Source organism: Brevundimonas sp. SGAir0440 (assembly GCF_005484585.1).
GTDB lineage: Bacteria > Pseudomonadota > Alphaproteobacteria > Caulobacterales > Caulobacteraceae > Brevundimonas.
The window spans coordinates 2,561,251-2,580,349 of the sequence record NZ_CP039435.1 but is presented as its reverse complement, the minus strand read 5'-3'; the positions used below and the strand labels follow the sequence as shown (position 1 = coordinate 2,580,349).

Annotated in this window: 17 protein-coding genes; 11 read left to right on the top strand and 6 right to left on the bottom strand. The window is 67.8% G+C overall.

From position 1 onward, the window contains the following. The first annotated feature begins 76 nt into the window (after window positions 1-76). Window positions 77-1,522: a pyruvate kinase gene (pyk, locus tag E7T10_RS12805; protein WP_137722105.1), complete on the top strand. Its 1,446-nt coding sequence runs from the start codon at window positions 77-79 to the stop codon at window positions 1,520-1,522. Here the strand turns inward: pyk and E7T10_RS12800 are convergent. From E7T10_RS12800 to E7T10_RS15780, 3 genes are read right to left on the bottom strand one after another with little or no spacing between them, the layout of a single operon-like run. Next, window positions 1,519-2,556, bottom strand: a complete 1,038-nt coding sequence (locus tag E7T10_RS12800; RefSeq protein ID WP_137722104.1) for an oxidoreductase — start codon at window positions 2,554-2,556, stop codon at window positions 1,519-1,521. The two genes, pyk and E7T10_RS12800, sit on opposite strands and share 4 nt — an antisense overlap. Window positions 2,557-2,563: 7 nt before the next feature. Next, window positions 2,564-3,988, bottom strand: coding sequence for a short-chain fatty acyl-CoA regulator family protein (locus E7T10_RS12795; RefSeq protein ID WP_137722103.1), 1,425 nt, complete (start codon window positions 3,986-3,988; stop codon window positions 2,564-2,566). Then, on the bottom strand, window positions 3,981-4,118 hold the full coding sequence (locus tag E7T10_RS15780; protein ID WP_153923009.1) for a hypothetical protein: 138 nt from the start codon (window positions 4,116-4,118) through the stop codon (window positions 3,981-3,983). The genes E7T10_RS12795 and E7T10_RS15780 overlap by 8 nt, the downstream gene beginning before the upstream one ends. Between E7T10_RS15780 and E7T10_RS12790 the strand changes: the two genes are divergently transcribed. The 8 genes from E7T10_RS12790 to tdh all read left to right on the top strand — a co-directional run bounded on the left by E7T10_RS12790 (window position 4,117) and on the right by tdh (window position 14,955). Further along, the gene (locus E7T10_RS12790; protein ID WP_137722102.1) at window positions 4,117-5,652 is read left to right on the top strand and encodes an acyl-CoA carboxylase subunit beta; all 1,536 of its coding nucleotides are present in this window, start codon (window positions 4,117-4,119) and stop codon (window positions 5,650-5,652) included. The two genes, E7T10_RS15780 and E7T10_RS12790, sit on opposite strands and share 2 nt — an antisense overlap. 8 nt (window positions 5,653-5,660) lie before the next feature. Further along, complete coding sequence (locus E7T10_RS12785) at window positions 5,661-7,640, top strand: acetyl/propionyl/methylcrotonyl-CoA carboxylase subunit alpha (RefSeq protein WP_137722101.1); 1,980 nt, start codon at window positions 5,661-5,663, stop codon at window positions 7,638-7,640. Further along, on the top strand, window positions 7,640-9,022 hold the full coding sequence (locus E7T10_RS12780; RefSeq protein WP_137722100.1) for a methylmalonyl-CoA mutase family protein: 1,383 nt from the start codon (window positions 7,640-7,642) through the stop codon (window positions 9,020-9,022). Before E7T10_RS12785 ends, E7T10_RS12780 begins: the two co-directional genes overlap by 1 nt. After that, window positions 9,019-11,178 (top strand): methylmalonyl-CoA mutase, encoded by a 2,160-nt coding sequence (gene scpA, locus E7T10_RS12775; protein WP_137722099.1) that lies wholly within the window; start codon window positions 9,019-9,021, stop codon window positions 11,176-11,178. The genes E7T10_RS12780 and scpA overlap by 4 nt, the downstream gene beginning before the upstream one ends. Then, window positions 11,175-11,597, top strand: a complete 423-nt coding sequence (gene mce, locus E7T10_RS12770; RefSeq protein ID WP_137722098.1) for a methylmalonyl-CoA epimerase — start codon at window positions 11,175-11,177, stop codon at window positions 11,595-11,597. Before scpA ends, mce begins: the two co-directional genes overlap by 4 nt. Before the next feature lie 52 nt (window positions 11,598-11,649). After that, window positions 11,650-12,564, top strand: coding sequence for a DUF4232 domain-containing protein (locus E7T10_RS12765; protein ID WP_137722097.1), 915 nt, complete (start codon window positions 11,650-11,652; stop codon window positions 12,562-12,564). A 42-nt stretch (window positions 12,565-12,606) separates the two neighbouring features. Next, window positions 12,607-13,797, top strand: a complete 1,191-nt coding sequence (locus tag E7T10_RS12760; protein ID WP_137722096.1) for a glycine C-acetyltransferase — start codon at window positions 12,607-12,609, stop codon at window positions 13,795-13,797. 117 nt (window positions 13,798-13,914) lie between these two features. Beyond that, window positions 13,915-14,955 (top strand): L-threonine 3-dehydrogenase, encoded by a 1,041-nt coding sequence (tdh, locus tag E7T10_RS12755; RefSeq protein WP_205196164.1) that lies wholly within the window; start codon window positions 13,915-13,917, stop codon window positions 14,953-14,955. 17 nt (window positions 14,956-14,972) lie between these two features. Here tdh and E7T10_RS12750 read toward each other — a convergent pair whose 3' ends face one another. Both E7T10_RS12750 and E7T10_RS12745 read right to left on the bottom strand, forming a co-directional pair. After that, entirely contained in the window at window positions 14,973-15,995 is a 1,023-nt protein-coding gene (locus E7T10_RS12750) for a DNA topoisomerase IB (protein WP_137722095.1), read from the bottom strand. Beyond that, the gene (locus E7T10_RS12745; protein WP_137722094.1) at window positions 15,995-16,339 is read right to left on the bottom strand and encodes a hypothetical protein; all 345 of its coding nucleotides are present in this window, start codon (window positions 16,337-16,339) and stop codon (window positions 15,995-15,997) included. Before E7T10_RS12745 ends, E7T10_RS12750 begins: the two co-directional genes overlap by 1 nt. A 91-nt stretch (window positions 16,340-16,430) precedes the next feature. Here E7T10_RS12745 and rlmJ point away from each other — a divergent pair, with 91 nt between their 5' ends. Together rlmJ and E7T10_RS12735 are read left to right on the top strand one after the other, a co-directional pair. Continuing rightward, window positions 16,431-17,246 carry a 23S rRNA (adenine(2030)-N(6))-methyltransferase RlmJ gene (gene rlmJ / locus E7T10_RS12740; protein ID WP_137722093.1) on the top strand — a complete coding sequence of 272 codons (816 nt, stop codon included), beginning with the start codon at window positions 16,431-16,433 and terminating at the stop codon, window positions 17,244-17,246. Window positions 17,247-17,268: 22 nt separating this feature from the next. Next, entirely contained in the window at window positions 17,269-18,000 is a 732-nt protein-coding gene (locus tag E7T10_RS12735; RefSeq protein WP_137722092.1) for a type 1 glutamine amidotransferase, read from the top strand. Here the strand turns inward: E7T10_RS12735 and E7T10_RS12730 are convergent. After that, window positions 17,997-19,055, bottom strand: coding sequence for a YeiH family protein (locus E7T10_RS12730; RefSeq protein WP_246846156.1), 1,059 nt, complete (start codon window positions 19,053-19,055; stop codon window positions 17,997-17,999). The two genes, E7T10_RS12735 and E7T10_RS12730, sit on opposite strands and share 4 nt — an antisense overlap. Window positions 19,056-19,099: the final 44 nt, after the last annotated feature.

The window sequence follows — 19,099 nt, the reverse complement described above, 5'->3', positions numbered from 1 at the left end:
GGTTTCGTTGGCAGAAGAGGGCGAAATCGCCCAGGCGGCCCCGTTTTGCCGTCCGAGAGAGCCAACAGGAAACGTCATGAATCGAGCCCGTCGCGCGCGCATTGTCGCCACTCTGGGACCCGCCAGCCGTGCGCCCAGCACCGTCAAGGCGCTGGCCCAGGCGGGGGTGGACGTGTTCCGCCTGAACTTCAGCCACGGGTCGCATGAGGATCACGCCGCGGCATTGAAGGCGGTGCGCGGCGCCGAAATGGCGTTGCAGCGTCCGCTGGGCGTGTTGGCCGACCTTCAAGGGCCGAAGCTGCGTCTGGGCCGGTTCAAGGACGTCGAGATCGCGGTCAAGCCGGGCCACACCATGCGTTTCGACCTGGACCCGACGCCCGGTGACGAGACGCGGGTGCAGATGCCGCACCCCGAAATCTTCAAGGCGCTGCGCAAAGGCATGCTGCTGCTGCTGGACGACGGGCGGGTGCGTCTGCGTGTGGGCGAGCGGACCGATGAGTGGGCCGATGTGACGGTCGAGAGCGGCTCGAAGCTGTCGGACCGCAAGGGCGTGGCGGTGCCGGAGGCGGTGATCCCGGTCTCGGCGCTGACGCCCAAGGACCGCGAGGATCTGGCCTTCGCCCTGCGGATGGGCGTGGACTGGGTTGCGCTCAGCTTCGTGCAGAAGCCCGAGGACATGGCCGAGCTGAAGCGGATCGTGAACGGGCAGGCGGCCTGCCTCGCCAAGATCGAGAAGCCGGCGGCGCTGGCCGATCTGGAAGCCATCCTGGACTATTGCGACGGAGTGATGGTGGCGCGTGGCGATCTGGGCGTCGAGCTGGATCCCGAGGATGTGCCGGTGGCGCAAAAGCAGATCGTGCGCGCAGCCCGCAATCGCGGGGTGCCTGTGATCGTGGCGACCCAGATGCTGGAATCCATGACCAGCGCCCCGGCCCCGACCCGCGCCGAGGCGACCGACGTGGCCAATGCGGTCTATGAGGGCGCGGACGCCCTGATGCTGTCGGCCGAGACGGCGTCGGGCGACTATCCGCTGGAATCCGTCGGCATCATGAGCCGGATCATCGAGCGGGTCGAACGCGATCCGATGTGGCCCAGCCTGATGGGCGCCGAACACGCCGGCATGGACGAGCATGACGTGGACGCCCTGGTCGGGGCGGCGCGGATGGCGGCGAATGCGCCCTCGACGGGCTGTCTGGTGGTGTTCACGACCCTGGGCGGCACGGCGCGGCGGATGGCTCGCGAGCGGCCGCTGAAGCCGATCCTGGTGCTGACGCCCAATCCCAACACCGCGCGCCGCCTGGCTCTGGTCTGGGGGCTGGAGCCGCGTCTGGGCGAGCAGCCGGACTCGCTGGAGGCCGTGACGGACGACGCCGTCAACAGCGCGGTCAGATATGGTCTGGCCGAGCCGGGCCAGCGCATCCTGATCCTGGCGGGCACGCCGTTCGGGGCGCCCGGCGCGGCCAACCTGCTGCGATTGGCTCACGCGCCTGCGGCGACGTCAAAGGGCCGCAAGAAGAGCTAGAGCGCGATCTCGCGACGCTCCGCCGCGCTGCGCAGACCGGCGTCGAGGATGCGCATGACGGTCAGGGCCTGGTCGGCGGGGACGGGCGGCGGTCCCCCGCCGAGGATCGCATTGCGCATGGCGGCGTAGAAGGCGGGATAATCGCCGCGTGCGGGCGTCGGCGTGGTGCGGACCGTTTCGCCGTCCATCTGTTTCGTCAGTTCGCCGGGCGAAGGATCGAGGCCCCAGTCGGGATCGCCGGGGCGCAAGCCGGCCTTGGACTGCCCTTCTTGAGCGTCGAGGCCGTGTTTGATGAAGCTGCCGCCCGTCCCGTGGACGGCGTAACGGAGACTGGCCTCGGCGGCGAGGTGGCTCATGTTCAGGATGACCCGCAGCCGGTCATAGCGCAGCAGGACGTGGGCGTAGTCGATGGCCGTGGCGCCGACGCGCTGGGCCTGGAGGTCGGCGTATACCCCCAGCGGCGCGCCGAACAGCTGCACCGCCTGGTCGATCAGGTGCGGACCAAGGTCGGCCCAGACGCCGCCGTCGCGCTTGTCCTTCCAGCGGTCGGTGACGGTCGGGCGGAAGCGATCGAAATGGCTTTCGAACACGGCGATCTCGCCCAGTTCGCCCTGGTCGATCAAGCGGCGCAAAGTCAGGAAGTCGGCGTCCCAACGGCGGTTCTGGAAGACGCTGAAAACGCCGGGCGACGACGCCGCGACGGCGGCGACGGCTTCGGCGTCAGCCAGGGTCGCCGCGAAGGGCTTGTCCACCACCACCGACTTGCCGGCCTTCAGCGCGGCGATCGATTGTTCGGCGTGCAGGGCGTCCGGTGTGGCGACGACGATCAGGCCGATGTCGTCACGGGCCAATGCGGCTTCCAGGTTCGGCAGCACCTCCACGTCGGGTAGGTCGGCGTGGACCGCTTCGGGTCGGGACGAGACGACGGCGGCCAGGCGCAGGCCGGGGGTCGCCGCGATCAGGGGGGCGTGGAAGGTCTGGCCCGCCAGGCCGTAGCCGACGACGGCGACGCCGATGGGTGCGTGTGAGGTCATGCCCCGGTCAATAGCGGTCGGGGCGCGGGCCATCCAGCACATAGGGCACCACGCCGCGCTCATTCTCCGGCACGTGCAGGGTCCGGTCCAAGGGCGGGAAGGCGCGCTGGGTGCAGTCGGTGCGCTCGCAGATGCGGCAGCTGACGCCGATCCGGGCGGCGGGGCCGTTCAGGTCCAGACCGGCGGCATAGACCAGGGCGCCCGCATGTTCGACCTCGCATCCCAACGACAGGGCGTAGCGTCGGTCGTTGGCGAGGTAGGAGCCGCTGGGCTTGGACACGCTGCGGGCGATGGAGATGTAGCGCGAACCGTCGGGCATCTCGGCCAACTGCACCCCGATCCGGTCGGGCGCCGCGAAGGCCTCGTGCACGTTCCACAGCGGGCAGGCGCCGCCGAAGCGGGCGAACTGGAAGCGGGTGGCGCTGTGCCGCTTGGTGATGTTGCCGGCCATGTCCACGCGGGCGAAATAGAAGGGCACGCCGCGCCAGCCGGGCCGTTGCAGGGTCGAGAGCCGGTGGCAGACCTGTTCGAAACTGACCTGGAACCGGGTCCGCAGCCGGTCGATGTCGTGCTTCTCCTCGCGCGCCGCCTCCAGGAAAGCGCGATAGGGCAAGAGCAGGGCGCCCGCCGCATAGTTGGCCAGGCCGACCCGGGCCACGTCGCGCGCGGCGTCGGTGCGGAAGGCGGCCTGATCCAGCTCGGCCTCGATCAAATCGCGGAAAGACAGCAGGGCCAGCTGGTGCGCCAGCTGGAACGACCGCGTCGCGCCGGGCTGCCAGGCGTCAAGCGTCAGGACGCGGCTGGCGGGGTCGTAGCGACGCAGGGCCTCCTGACCGGCGACATAGGCGACGCGGACGCCGTGCGCCTGGCTCAGCGCAGACTCCAGCGCCCGCTCAATCTGGCCGTCCTGCACCAGGGTGGCCGCCAGCGCCTCGGCCGCGGTGTCCAGCGCGTCGATATAGTTGTCGCGATAGTGGAAGAAGTCGCGCACCTCTTCGTAGGGCAGCAGGGCCACGCTGGCGCCGTGTTCGTCCCGGCCCAGGGTGTCGTCCAGCGCCTTCACCCGCTCGTCCAGGCGGCGGAAGGTCTGATGCAGGGCCAGGAACTGGCGGGCCAGACGCGGGGTGTTGGCGACGGCCTGTTTCAGTTCGGCGGCCGTGGGCGGCTCCGCCTGCCCAGCAATGTCGGTGGTGGCTTCGCGCAGGTCGGCGATCAGGCGGGCGTCGCCCTCCAGATCAAAAAGACTGGCGTCCACGTGAAAGGCGCGGGTCAGGGCGATCAGGACGCGCGCGGTCGCCGGGCGCTGGTTGGTCTCGATCTGCGACAGATAGGAGGGCGACAGGCTCAGCCGCTCGGCGCAGGCCTCCAGCGTCCAGCCGCGCGCCTCGCGCAGCTTGCGCAGTTTAGCGCCCAGGAAAAGCTTCTCAGCCATTCGCAACTTTGCAGATCATATCGCCATCCTTTGCAAGCCCGCGCAGTTCCACACTTTTTGCAAAGTTGCGTTTGCCATTTTGCGATGAAGGCGCCACGCGTTCTTTGAACGAGAGGCGAAGATCCATCATGACTCAAGCCATCCTTGAAGAACTGGAGCGCCGTCGCGCCGCCGCCAAACTGGGCGGTGGAGAAAAGCGTATCGCCGCCCAGCACGCCAAGGGCAAGCTGACGGCGCGCGAACGCATCGACGTGCTGCTGGACGAAGGCTCCTTCGAGGAGACCGACATGTTCGTCGAGCACCGCAGCCACGACTTCGGCATGCAGGACCAGCGCATCCCCGGCGACGGGGTGGTGACGGGGCGCGGCACGATCGGCGGTCGGCTGGTCTATGTCTTCTCCAAGGATTTCACGGTCTTCGGCGGCAGCCTGTCGGGCGCCCATGCGGCCAAGATCGTCAAGCTGCAGAAGATGGCCCTGACCACCGGCGCGCCGATCATCGGCCTGTTCGACGCGGGCGGCGCGCGGATTCAGGAAGGCGTGGAAAGTCTGGCGGGCTACGCCGACATCTTCCTGCAGAACACCCTGGCCAGCGGGGTCATCCCTCAGATCAGCGTCATCATGGGGCCGTGCGCGGGCGGCGACGTCTATTCGCCGGCCATCACCGACTTCATCTTCATGGTGAAGGACACGAGCTACATGTACGTGACCGGCCCCGACGTGGTGAAGACGGTCACCAACGAGGTGGTCAGCCACGAGGACCTGGGCGGCGCCCGCGTCCATGCCGGCAAGTCGGGCGTGGCGGACGGGGCGTTCGAGAACGATCTTGAGGCCCTGTCGGAGGTGCGCCGTCTGATCGGCTTCCTGCCCCTGTCGAACCGTGAAAAGCCGCCGGTGCGCGAGAGCTATGACGAGCCGGAGCGGGACGAGCCGAGCCTGGACACCCTGATCCCGGCCAACCCGAACCAGCCCTATGACATGAAGGAGCTGATCCTGAAGGTGGTCGACGAGGCCGACTTCTTCGAGATCGGCGCCGACTTCGCAAGGAACATCATCTGCGGCTTCGGCCGGCTGGACGGACAGACGGTCGGCATCGTCGCCAACCAGCCCCAGGTGCTGGCGGGCGTGCTGGACATCGATTCAAGCCGCAAGGCCGCGCGGTTCGTGCGCTTCTGCGACGCCTTCGACATTCCGCTGGTGACGCTGGTGGACGTGCCGGGCTTCATGCCGGGGACCAAGCAGGAATACGGCGCCCTGATCAAACACGGGGCCAAGCTGCTGTTCGCCTATGCCGAGGCGACCGTGCCGAAACTGACCCTGATCACGCGCAAGGCCTATGGCGGCGCCTATGACGTGATGAGCTCCAAACATCTGCGCGGCGACGTCAACTACGCCTGGCCCACCGCCGAGATCGCCGTCATGGGCGCCAAGGGCGCGGTCGAGATCATCTTCCGCAAGGAGGCCGGCGATCCCGAGGCGCTTGCGGCGCGCGAGGCCGAGTACAAGGACCGCTTCGCCAACCCGTTCGTGGCGGCGGGCCTGGGTTATATCGACGACGTGATCATGCCGCACGGGACGCGGCGGCGGCTGGTGAAGGCGCTGCGGACGCTGAAGAACAAGGTCCAGGAGAACCCCTGGAAAAAGCACGACAACATTCCGCTGTAGGCTCAGACATGTTCTCCAAAATCCTCATCGCCAACCGGGGCGAGATCGCGGTTCGGATCATCAAGACCTGCCGCAAGATGGGCATCAAGACGGTGCAGGTCTATTCGGAGGCCGACGCCGGGTCGCTGGCGGTCGAGATGGCCGACGAGGCGGTGCTGATCGGGCCGGCGCCGGCGGCGCAGTCGTATCTGCTGGCAGACAAGATCGTCGAGGCGGTGCGCCAGACGGGGGCGCAGGCCGTGCATCCAGGCTTCGGCTTCCTGAGCGAGAACGCCGGGTTCGCCAGGCGGCTGAGGGACGAAGGGATCGCCTTCATCGGCCCCAATCCCGAGGCCATCGAGGCCATGGGCGACAAGATCAGCTCCAAGAAGCTGGCGGCCGAGGCGGGCGTCTCGACCGTTCCGGGGCATATGGGGCTGATCGAGACGCCGGACGAGGCGGTCAGGATCGCCAACGAGATCGGCTATCCGATCATGATCAAGGCCTCGGCCGGGGGCGGGGGCAAGGGCATCCGCGTGGCCCATTCGGACGCTGACATGGCCGAGGGGTTTACGGCGGTGAAGGCCGAGGCGCTGAACGCCTTCGGCGACGACCGGGTCTTCCTGGAGAAGTTCATCATCGATCCGCGCCACATCGAGATCCAGGTGCTGGGCGACAAGCACGGCCATGTGGTCCACCTGTTCGAGCGCGAATGTTCGATCCAGCGCCGCAACCAGAAGGTCATCGAGGAGGCGCCCTCGCCGCTGCTGGACGAGGCCACCCGCATGGCGATGGGGGCGCAGGCCGTCGCCCTGGCCCAGGCGGTCAACTATGACTCGGCCGGCACGGTCGAGTTCGTCGCCGGTCAGGACAAGAGCTTCTACTTCCTGGAGATGAACACGCGGCTTCAGGTCGAGCATCCGGTGACGGAGCTGATCACCGGCGTCGATCTGGTCGAACAGATGATCCGTTCGGCCTGGGGCGAGACGCTGGCCTTCGAGCAGAAGGACCTGAAGATCGACGGCTGGGCCATCGAGAGCCGCATCTATGCCGAGGATCCCTATCGCGGCTTCCTGCCCTCCATCGGGCGGCTGGTTCGCTACGAGCAACCCGAAGAAGGCGATCAGGGAGACTACACCGTCCGCAACGATTCCGGCGTCCGCGAGGGCGACGAGATCAGCATGTTCTACGACCCGATGATCGCCAAACTGTGCGCCTGGGGTGAGACGCGCGAGGCGGCGGTCGAGGGCATGGCTCGCGCGCTAGAGGACACCCACCTGTCGGGCCTGGGCCACAATGTGCCCTTCCTGGCGGCGGTGATGGATCAAGACCGGTTCAAGTCGGGCAATCTGTCGACCAGCTATATCAAGGACGAGTTCCCGGACGGCTTCCACGGCCTGAAGCCGACGCAGGATCAGGAGCGGATCCTGATCGCCTCGGCCCTGGCCATGCACGAGGTCATCGCCGAACAGGACGGCGATCCGTCCGACCGCACCGATTGGATCGTGATGATCGACAAGACGCCGCACGGCGTCGGCCTGTCCTATGACGAGGACGAGGAGATGATCCTGACCCTGACGGGCGGGGGCGACATCCGACTGTCGGACATCGACTGGCGGCCGGGTTTGGCCCAGTTCAAGGCCGATCTGGACGGCGAGCCCTTCACCGCCGAGGTCAAGCGCGTCGCCGACGGCTTCGACATCCGCCACCGTGCGGCCAAGGCGCGGGTGCGGGTGCTGCGGCCCCACGTCGCCGAACTGTATGCGCGCCTGCCGGAAAAGGTCGCGGCGGACACCTCCAAAATGGTGCTGTCGCCGATGCCGGGTCTGGTGGTCTCGATTCCGGTGGTCGTGGGCCAAGAGGTCAAGACCGGCGAGACGGTGGCCATCATCGAGGCCATGAAGATGCAGAACATCCTGAAGGCCGAGCGCGACGGGGTTGTGAAGGCCGTCGGCGCCAAGGACGGCGATCCCGTGGCGGCGGACGACGTGCTGGTGGAGTTCGGGTGATGACGGGCTTTCCCGCGCCCACGCCGCTGGAATGGCGCGAGGTGGCCCAGAAGGCGTTGAAGGATCGGCCGATCGAGTCGCTGATGCATCTCGACGCCGATCAGCTGGTGACGCGGCCGTTGTATGCGGGCGCGACGGGCGTGCAGCCGATCTTCGCTCCTCGCCCGTCCGACTCCGAAGGCCGGGCTTGGGATCTGCGGACGCTGGTGGAAGGCGACGATGCCGAAGCGGTCAACGCCGCCTTCCTAACCGATCTGGAGAACGGCGCGGCCTCGGTGGTGCTGAAGGGGCGGGTGCTGTCGGATTCCGCCCCGCTCAGCCGGGCGCTGGAAGGCGTGGCGCTGGAGCTGGCGCCGGTCGCGCTGGATGCAGGGATCGACGGGCCGGATGCGGCCAATGCGCTGGCGGTCGTCGCCAAGGGCTCGCCGCGCGCCCAACTGCGGTTTCATATGGACCCGGTCTCGGCCTTCGCCGAGGCGGGCGGCGCCCCGCGTTCGGTGGAAGAGCATCTGAGCCTGGCGGCCAATACGGCGGCGCGCCATGCGGGCGCCTATCCCGACGCGACCTTTTTCCTGGCCAGCGGCCGGGTCGCACACGAGGCGGGCGGATCAGCGGCGCAGGAACTGGCCTTTGCGGCGTCCAGCGTCGTGGCCCATGTGAAGGCGGCGGTCGAGGCCGGGCTGTCGGTAGAGGCGGCTTTGCGCGGCACGGTCGTCGGCCTGTCGGTCGATGCGGAATATTTCGACGGCCTGGCCAAGGTGCGGGCCATGCGGCTGATCTGGGCCAGCCTGACGAAGGCGTTCGACGTGGATGTCCCGGCGGTTATCGAAGCGCGCTCGTCGCGACGGATGCTGTCGGCGCGCGATCCCTGGCCCAATCTGCTGCGGCTGACGGCGGCGGGGTTCGCCGGCGCGGTCGGCGGGGCGGACGTGGTGGTGCTGGACGGCTTCACCCGCGCCTCCGGGACGTCGGACGCCTTCGCCCGGCGTCAGGCGAGGAACACCCAGCTAGTGCTGATGGAAGAGGCCAATCTGGGTCGGGTCGACGATCCGGCGGCGGGGAGCTGGTATCTGGACGCCCGCACGCGCGATCTGGCCGAGGCCGGCTGGGCCGAGTTCCAGATGATCGAGGCCGAGGGCGGTCTGGTCGAGGCGCTCAAGGGCTCGGTCATCCAGCCGCGTATCGCCCGCGCTCGCGCGGTTCGCGAGGCGGCTCTGACGAACGGTGCGGCCCAGATCATCGGCGTGACCAAATATGTTGACGCGGACGTGCGGCCGGCGCCGGTCGAGGCGGCCGACAAGGCGGGCGTGGCGGTCGAACGGGTCTGCGAGCCACTAACGCCGATCCGGTTCGCCGCAGCCTTCGAAGAGGCGGGTCAATGAGCTTCCCCGACTTCAGCAAGATCGCCCTGAACCTCGATGCGACGGGGCGGGGGCCGACGCGCGATCCGTGGCTGACGCCTGAGGGCCTGACGGTCCAGACCGCCTATGGTCCCGACAGCACGGACGCGCTGCATCACCCGCATGGCCTGCCGGGGTTCGCGCCGTTTGTGCGTGGTCCCTATCCGACCATGTATGCGGGCAATCCCTGGACGATCCGGCAATACGCCGGTTTCTCGACCGCCGAGGAGTCCAACGCCTTTTATCGCCGCAACCTTGCGGCCGGTCAGAAGGGGCTGAGCATCGCCTTCGACCTGGCGACGCACCGCGGCTATGACAGCGACCACCCGCGGGTGAAGGGCGACGTCGGCATGGCGGGCGTCGCCATCGACAGCATCTATGACATGCGAACCCTGTTCGACGGGATCCCGCTGGATCAGATGTCGGTCTCGATGACGATGAACGGGGCGGTGCTGCCGATCCTGGCCCTCTATGTCGTCGCGGCGGAAGAACAGGGCGTGCCGCACGCCAAGCTGACCGGGACCATTCAGAACGACATTCTGAAGGAATTCATGGTCCGCAACACCTACATCTATCCGCCCGAACCCTCGATGCGGATCATCGCGGACATCTTCGCCTGGACGGCGCAGGAGACGCCGAAGTTCAACTCGATCTCGATCAGCGGCTATCACATGCAGGAGGCGGGAGCCTCGGCGGATATCGAGCTGGCCTATACGCTGGCGGACGGGATCGAATATCTGCGGGCGGGCGTCGCGGCGGGCATGCCGATCGACCGGTTCGCGCCGCGCCTGAGCTTCTTCTGGGCCATCGGCATGAACTACTTCATGGAGGTGGCCAAGATGCGGGCCGGCCGCCTGCTGTGGGCCGAGGCGGTCAGGAAAGAGGGCGGGGTCGATCCCAAGTCGCTGTCCCTGCGCGCCCACTGTCAGACCTCTGGCTGGTCACTTGCGGCGCAGGACGTGTTCAACAATGTGCCGCGCACCATGGTCGAGGCCATGGCGGCGGCGGGCGGCCAGACGCAGAGCCTGCACACCAATGCGCTGGACGAGGCCCTGGCCCTGCCGACCGATTTTTCGGCCCGGATCGCGCGCAACACCCAGATCCTGTTGCAGCAGGAGACGGGATTGACGCGGGTCATCGATCCGTGGGGCGGCAGCTTCTATGTCGAACGGCTGACGCACGAACTGGCCGAACGCGCCCGCGCCCATATGGCCGAGGTCGAGGCCCTGGGCGGCATGGCCAAGGCGATCGAAGCCGGCATTCCCAAGCTGCGGATCGAGGAATCCGCCGCCAAGACCCAGGCGCGGATCGACACCGGCCAGCAGACGGTGGTCGGGGTGAACAAATATCTGAACCCCGTCGTCGACGACATTCCGATGCTGAAGGTGGATAATGCGGCGGTGCTGGCCGCCCAGATCGACAAGCTGAAGCGCCTGAGGGCCGAGCGGGATCAGGCGGCGACCGATGCGGCGCTGAACGCCCTGACCGAGGGGGCGCGCGGGAACGCCAACCTGCTGGAGCTGGCGGTTCAGGCCGCCCGCGCCAAGGCGACGGTGGGCGAAATCTCCGATGCGCTGGAGGCCGCCTTCGGCCGCCATGTGGCGACGGTCCAGACCGTGTCGGGCGTATACGCCAAGGAGGCCGGCAAGGACGCCCGCTTCGCCCGCGCCCGCGAGATGGTCGCGACCTTCGTCGAGAACGACGGCGGGCCGCCGCGCATCCTGATCGCCAAACTGGGCCAGGACGGGCACGACCGGGGCCAGAAGGTCGTCGCGACCGGATACGGAGATCTGGGCTTCGACGTCACGGCCGGCAGCCTGTTCCAGACCCCGTCCGAGGCGGCCCAGGAAGCGGTCGAGAAGGGCGTTCACGCGGTCGGCGCATCATCGCTGGCGGCCGGGCACCTGACGCTGGTGCCGGAGCTGAAGGCCGAGCTGGAGAAGCTGGGCCGGCCCGACATCATGATCGTGGTTGGGGGCGTAATTCCGCCGTCCGACGTGCAGCCCCTGCTCAATATGGGCGCGGCCGCCGTCTATCCGCCCGGTTCGGCCATCGCCGATACGGCGGTCGACCTGATCGAGAAGCTGAACCAGCGTCTGGGTTACGCCCAGCCCGCCCCCGACAAGGACAAGTCATGATCGGCGCCCTGAACCACGTCGGCGTCGCCACGCCATCCGTCGCCGACTCGATCAAATTGTATCGCGATATCCTGGGCGCGACGAAGATCGGCGAGCCGTTCGACCTGCCGGCGCAGGGGGTGAAGGTCTGTTTCGTCGATACGCCGACGGCCCAGATCGAGCTGATCGAACCCTATGACGACACCAGTCCCATCGTCGGCTTCCTGGCCAAGAATCCCAAGGGCGGCCAGCATCACGTCTGTTTCGAGGTCGCCGACATCGACGCCGCCGTCGCCGAGATGCGGGCCAAGGGGATGACGATCCTGGGCACGGGCGAACCGCGCATCGGGGCGCATGGGACGCCGGTGGTCTTCCTGCATCCCAAGGAGATGGGCGGCGTGCTCATCGAACTGATGGAGACGCCGAAAGCGGGGCATTAAGCGGAGCCTTTGGTCAGGTTGGGCCGTTGAAGCCGAAACCAGAGGACATGACATGATGTCGCACCGCCTGACCGCCTTCGTCGCCATCGCCGCCCTGACAGGCGCCGCAGCCTGCTCTCGCACCGAGCCGGAACAGCCCGCCGCCCCGGTCGAACCGTCGGCCGCCCCTGCATCCAATGCGCCCTCGGTCGGCTATGCCTGCGAAAGCGGCGCGACGCTTCAGGTCCAGTATATCGACAGCGACAACGCCAAGCTGACCCATCAGAACCAGACCTTTGCCTTGCGTTCGGTGCAGGCCGCCAGCGGCGCGCGCTATGTCGGCGGCGGCGTGGAATGGTGGACGGCGACGCGCGATGGGCAGGAGAGCGGCACGCTGAGCCGACTGGGTCCGGACGGCACGACCGGCGTCGCGATGCTGGAGCGCTGCTCGCGGCCGATTCCCGGGGCGGATGCGACGCCCGGACCGCTGCCGACGCCAGGTCAGACGCCGACCGAGGCGACCGGCGGGGTTTTGCCGGCTGCGCTGCCCTGCAAGGGGCCGCAACTGACGCTGGCTGCGGGCGACGGCGATGCAGGCGCCGGAAACCGGGTCAGCAACTTCAGTCTTCAGAATATCGGAACCCAGGCTTGCAGCCTGACCGGCTATCCGACCGTGACCTTGCAGGACGCGCGGGGACGCACCCTGTCGTCCATTCGCGCCGAACAGAGCCCGGGAAGCTATTTCCGCCAAGGCCAGGCCCCGACGCCGGTGCAACTGGCGCCCCGCGCCAAGGCCTATTTCGAAATGGCCTGGAGCGTCGTGCCTAATGAAGCGATGCAAAAGACGTGTCCCGATGCGGCTGCGATAAAGGTCACCGCGCCCAGCGATACGGCCACCGTCAGCCTGCCGTTCTCGTTCAGCCCCTGCGGCGGCCGCATTCGCGTCAGTCCGATCCGGGCCGAGGCCAACCCGGCGCCGGCGACCTGAGGCGGGTGGAAACCGATCGAAAATCGGCGTAGGTCGCGGCCCATGACCCAGAGCTTCTACGACCGCGTCGCCGGCGAACTGTCCGAGATCGACGCCCAGGGCCTGACCAAGCCCGAACGCATCATCGCCTCGCGCCAAGGGCCTGTGATCCAGGTCGCCGGACGCGACGTGCTGAACTTCTGCGCCAACAACTATCTTGGCCTGGCCGGCGACGAGCGCGTGACCCAAGCCGGGATGTCGGCGCAAGCGAAGTGGGGCGCCGGCACCGCGTCCGTGCGTTTCATCTGCGGCACGCTGGAGATCCACAAGGAACTGGAAGCGGCCATCGCCTCCTATCTCGGTTTCGAGGACGCGATCCTGTTCGCCGCCGCCTTCGACGCCAACGGCGGTCTGTTCGAGCCGCTGCTGGGCGAGAACGACGCCATCGTCTCCGACAGCCTGAACCACGCCTCGATCATCGACGGGGTGCGGCTGTGCAAGGCCAAACGCTATCGCTTCGCCAACTCCGACATGGACGAGTTGGAAAGCCGGCTGAAGGAGGCCCGCGCGGCCGGTGCCCGCGACATTATAATCGCCACCGACGGCGCCTTCTCGATGGACGGCTATATCGCCAAGCTGGACGAGATCCGGGCGCTGGCTGACAAATATGACGCCCTGATCATGGTGGACGACTGCCACGCGACGGGCTTTTTGGGCCCGCAAGGCAAGGGCTCGTTCGCACATCACGGTGTCGAGGTGGATTTCGTCACCGGCACCTTCGGCAAGGCCCTGGGCGGCGCCATGGGCGGTTTCATCTGCGCGAAGAAGTCGGTGGTCGAACTGCTGAAACAGCGGGCGCGGCCCTATCTATTCTCCAACGCCCTGGCGCCGGCTGTGTGCGGGTCCAGCCTGGAGGCGATCCGCATCGCCCAAGGGTCGGAAGGCGATGCATTGCGCACCCGCCTGTCGGCCAACGCCCATCGCTATCGCGGGGCCATGTCGGACGCAGGCTTTACCCTGCTGGACGGCGAACATCCGATCATCCCGGTCATGCTGGGCGACGCCAAACTGGCGCAGGATTTCGCGGCCCGTGCGCTGGAGCTGGGCGTCTATGTGATCGGGTTCTCGTTCCCCGTGGTGCCGCGCGACCAGGCGCGAATCCGCACACAGATGTCGGCGGCGCATACTTTCGATCAGATCGACCGGACGGTCGAAGTGTTCACTCAGGCGGGACGAGAACTGGGCGTCATTTAGCCCCTTTCGCCCGCCATCGACGAAGACCAAGCGGCGAGGAGGCGTGGGGCCTCAGCCGCGGGTTTCGGGATGAACCCGTAGCCGTGATTTCAGGGAGTTGAGACTATGACCGACACGATGAAGGCCCTGGCCAAGACCGCGCCTGGCGTCGGCCTGGACCTGATCGACGCGCCGATCCCCAAGGCGGGACCGGAGGACGTGCTGATCCGCGTGCATCGCACCGCCGTCTGCGGCACCGACATCCACATCTGGAACTGGGACGAGTGGTCCCAGAAGAACGTTCCGACCCCGATGATCACCGGCCACGAGTTCGCCGGCGAGATCGTCGCCATCGGCAAGGATGTGGATCGTCCGCTGAGGATCGGCCAGCGCGTCTCGGCCGAGGGTCACGTCATCGACCTGAACTCGGAAGCCGCCCGCGCCGGACATTTTCACCTGGACCCCAAGACGCGCGGCATTGGCGTCAACCGTCAGGGCGCCTTCGCCGAGTTCGTCGTGGCGCCGGCCTTCAACGTCATCGAACTGCCGGACGACGTGCCCTATGAGATCGGCTCGATCCTGGATCCGTTCGGCAATGCGGTGCACACGGCGCAACAGTTCGACCTGCTGGGCGAGGACGTGCTGGTCACTGGCGCCGGCCCGATCGGCATGATGGCCGCCGCTGTCGCCCGTCACGCGGGCGCGCGCACCGTTGTCCTGACCGACATCAACGACTTCCGGCTGGAGCTGGCGCAGAAGGTCGCGCCGGGCGTTCGCACCGTGAATACGACCAAGGAAGACATTCACGATGTCATGAAGGAACTGGGCCTGAAGGTCGGCTTCGACGTGGCGCTGGAGATGTCGGGTTCGCCCATCGCCTTCAAACAGTGCATCGACACCCTGATCATGGGCGGCGGCATGGCGCTGCTGGGCATTCCCGGCAAGCCGATGGAAACCGACTGGGGCGCGATCATCCTGAAGGCCCTGACCATCAAGGGCGTCTATGGGCGCGAGATGTTCACCACCTGGCGCAAGATGCTGGGCCTGCTGAAGGCCGGGCTTGATCTGAGCCCGCTGATCACCCACCGCCTGGGCTACGCCGACTATCGCGAAGGCTTCGAAGCCATGAAGTCGGGCCAGTCGGGCAAGGTCGTGCTGGACTGGGACAAGGCCGCCTGAGAGACGCGTAACGCTGATCAGACAGCGAGCAGCTGTTTGATCAGCGCCTTTTCGAACCCCTTGGTCTCCGACCCCGGCAAGGCCTTGCCGATTTCGCCGCTTTCGAACAGGGCGAAGACCTTGGGGTGGACATAGGAGGCGCGGCAGACGGTGGGGGTGTTGCCCAACAGGCCGGCGACGGCCTTCACGCAGACGGTGATCTTTCGCTTGGCGTCGGTAGGCGAGGTCGGGGCCTCGGCGTCGCGCAGCGCCCGCGCAGCCGAGACGGTGCCGGCCCAGGTGCGAAAGTCCTTGGCCGAGAACTGCTCGCCCATCGCCTCGCGGATGTAGGCGTTCACATCGTCGGAATCGACCGGGCACAGCGTGCCGTCGGCCGCGCGGTATTTGAACAGTTGCTGGCCGGGCAGGCCTTCCAGCTGCCGCACGACCTTGGCCAGGCGGCGATCCTTGACGCTGACGCTGTGATCCTTGCCGCTCTTGCCGCGAAACTCGAACGTCAGGGCCGCGCCATCCACATCGATGTGGCGCTTGTGCAGGGTGGTCAGACCGTAGCTGCGGTTCTGTTTGGCGTAGATGGAGTTGCCGACCCGGATCAGGGTGATCTCCAGCAGGCGCACGGCGGTGGCCAGCACCTTGTCGCGACAGACGCCGCGAAGGGCCAAGTCATGTTCGACCTTGTCGCGCAGTTTCGGCAGGTTGCGCGAGAAGGCGGGCAGCTTGTCGAACTTGTTCTCCGAGCGGGCCGTGCTCCAGTCGTTGTGATAGCGGTATTGTTTGCGGCCCTTCACGTCCCGGCCGGTGGCCTGGATATGGCCGTTGGCCTTGGGACAGATCCAGACGTCGGTCCAGGCGGGCGGAATGGCCAGGGCGCGGATGCGGTCCAGGGTCTTGGCGTCCGTGACGGTCTTGCCCTTGGCGTCGCGATAGGACCAGCCCTTGCCGGCGCGGCGGCGGGTCAGGCCCGCGAACTCGTCGCTGCAATAGCTGAGGCCTTCGGGGACTTCGGAGGCGATTTCGAAGGCGTGCGATCCGTCGGCCATCACCCGTTCGCCTTTTCTAGGCGGTCATGCAGCCGTGTGATCCAGCGCTCAGCCGGGTCGCCGCCCCACAGCAGCCAGGCGATATAGCCGGCCGAAGGATCGGTGCGGCTGCCCCAGCCCTTGCCGTCCTTGTCGACGGTGTGGCGGGCGAAGTAGCTGTAGATGTCCTTGATGTCCTTGTCCGAGACGGGCTGCTGATCCGCCAACTGATGGGCGCGGCGTACGCCGACCTCAGTGCCGCCCCGGTCGTGCTTGTCGCGCAGGTCGAGACCGCGCTTGGCTTGGGTCGCGACGCCCTTGGGCGGCTTGCGTTGCGCGTCGGTGAGGGTGGTTTTGGCGGCCATCGCATCTTTCCGTACAAGGACTTGGGCCGAACGCCGTGTCTGGCGCGCGAGTTCCGCTTGACCGCGCGGGCCGGGCGCGGGACGAGGCGGCATGAACTATCGCCACAGCTTTCACGCCGGAAACTTCGCCGACCTGGTCAAGCACGCCCTGGTGCTGTGGCTGGTGAAGGCGCGGCAGGCGGCGGGGCCGCTGACGGTCTTCGACACCCATGCGGGAGCGGGGCTGTACGATCTGTCGGGCGACGGCGCGCGGTCCAAGGAGGCCGAGGCCGGCGTGGCGCGGCTGATGTCCGCGGAGGAGCGGACGCCGCTGATGGACGCGCTGGCAGGCGAGGTCGCGGCGCTGAATCCTGAGGGCGGGTCGCGGTTCTATCCGGGGTCGCCGTTGCTGATCGCGGACGCGCTGACGCCCGGCGGTCGTTATGTCGGGTACGAGCTGAACCCGCCGGTGCGGGCCATGCTGGCCGAGGCGCTGGCGGGGCGCGCGAACGCCGACGCGCGCGAGGGCGACGGCTATGCGGCCGTGGTCGCGGAGGCGGCGAAGGTGCGCGGGCCGCTAGTGCTGATCGACCCGCCTTTCGAAAAGCCTGACGACTATGTGCGGTCTGCCGAGACCGCGATTTCGGTGGTGAGGCGCGATCCGACGGCGACGGCAGCGATCTGGGCCCCGCTGAAGGATCTGGAGACCTTCGACGGCTTCATCCGGCGGCTGCAGGGCAAGGCCGGGCCGACCCTGGTCGCCGAGGCGCGGCTGAGGCCGCTGAACAATCCGATGAAGATGAACGGCTGCGCCATGGTGGTGGTCAATCCGCCGGCAGGCGCGGAAGCGGCCGCGACCGAGATCTGCGGCTGGGTCGCGGGTGCGCTCGGCGAAGCGGGCGGACGGGCCGAGGTCTGGACCTTCTGACCGCAGTCACTAGGTTGGTGGCATGACGCGCATCGCCATTCTGGAAACCGGACACCCGCCGGAGCATCTGAAGGACGATTTCGACGACTATCCGGCGCGGTTTCGGGCCCTGCTGGGCGAGGGCGTGCCGACGACGCGGTTTGACGTGCAGTCGGGGCATCTGCCCGAGGATCCTTCCGTCTTTCAGGGAGCCATCGTCACGGGGTCGGCGGCGGGGGTCTATGACGACCTGCCGTGGATCCCGCAGCTGATCGACTGGCTGAAGGCGGCGCGGGGGCGGACGCGGCTGGTCGGCATCTGTTTCGGGCATCAGGCGCTGGCCCATGCGTTCGGCGGGGTGGTCGAGAAGTCCCACAAGGGCTGGGGTGTCGGGCTGCACCGCTATGACGTGCGCGAGGATGCGACGTGGATGCATCCGCGCGCGCGGACGATCGCCATTCCCGTGTCACATCAGGATCAGGTGGTCGCGGTTTCGGACGATGCGCGGGTGATCGCCTCCAGCGGCTTTACGCCCTACGCCGGTCTGGCCTGGGGCGACGATGCGATCTCGTTTCAGTGTCACCCGGAGTTTCAGCCGGACTATGCGGCGGCCCTGATCGAGGGACGGCGCGGGGCGCGCATTCCGCATGATCTCGCGGATCAGGCGATCGACAGTCTGAAGCGACCCAATGACCGGGCGGTGCTGACCGCCTGGATCCGCGCCTTCCTGCTGCTGACGCCGCCGCCGGTCGAGGATTACGGCAGCGGGATCTAGAGCCCCAGCAGCCGGATCAGCGCCAGCGCCAGCACGACCAGGGCGCCTAGCGACAGGATGACGGCGGCGACGACGCGGCCGCCGGCGCGGGCGACGGCGCGGATGTCGGTCTGCAGACCCAAAGCGGCCATGGCGACGACGGTCAGCAGGCCCGAGGCGGCGGCCATGGGCGCGAGCGCGGCCTGCGGGATCAGGTCAAACGAGCGCAGGCCGATCATGATCAGGAAGCCGATGATGAACCACGGGAGCAGGCGCGACAGACCGGGCTTTGCGGCGCCGGGCGCGCGGTCGCGGAAGATCAGCGACAGGGCGAGGATGACGGGACCGAGCATCAGCACCCGCACCAGCTTGACCACCGTGCCGGTTTGCGTGGCGACCGCGCCGAAGGGCGCGGCGGCGGCCAGAACCTGCGGCACCGCATAGACGGTCAGACCGGCCAGGGCGCCATATTGCAGGCTGTTCAGATGGATCAGGCCGCCCAGCAGGGGCAGGGCCAGGACCACGATCACGCCCAGCACCGCGGTGAAGGCGATGGAGGCGGCGACCTCTTTCCCGTCGGCGTCGATGACGGGGGCGACGGCGGCGATGGCCGAGTTGCCGCAGATGGCGTTGCCGCAGGCGACCAGCAGGGCCATGCGCGGGTTCAGGCCCAAGACGCGACCGACGCCGAAACCGACGATGATGGCGAGCGCGACCAGGGCGAAGATGCCCAGGACGAAGCCGACGCCCAGCGACGACAGGGTGGCGGCGCTGACCGAGGCGCCGAGCAGAACCACCGCGACCTCCAGCAGGGTCTTGGCCGAGAAGTCGATCCCGGCCTTGAACCGCGCATCGGGCGTCCAGGCGGTGCGGACGGCGGCGCCCAGGAGGATGGCCAGCACCAGCGGCTCCAGCCAGACATGGCCGATCACGTCGCGCTCGATGCTGGTCAGACCGATGGCGGCCAGAGTCACCAGCAGGCACAGCATGACGCCCGGCCGGATCGTGCGCCCGAACGCCGTCACCGACGCCAAAGTGGGCGCGTGGAAGGGGGCGGGCAGGGCGGCGGACTTCATCGTCAAGCGTGATGCGCCTGCTCTCGACGCCGGTCCAACGGATA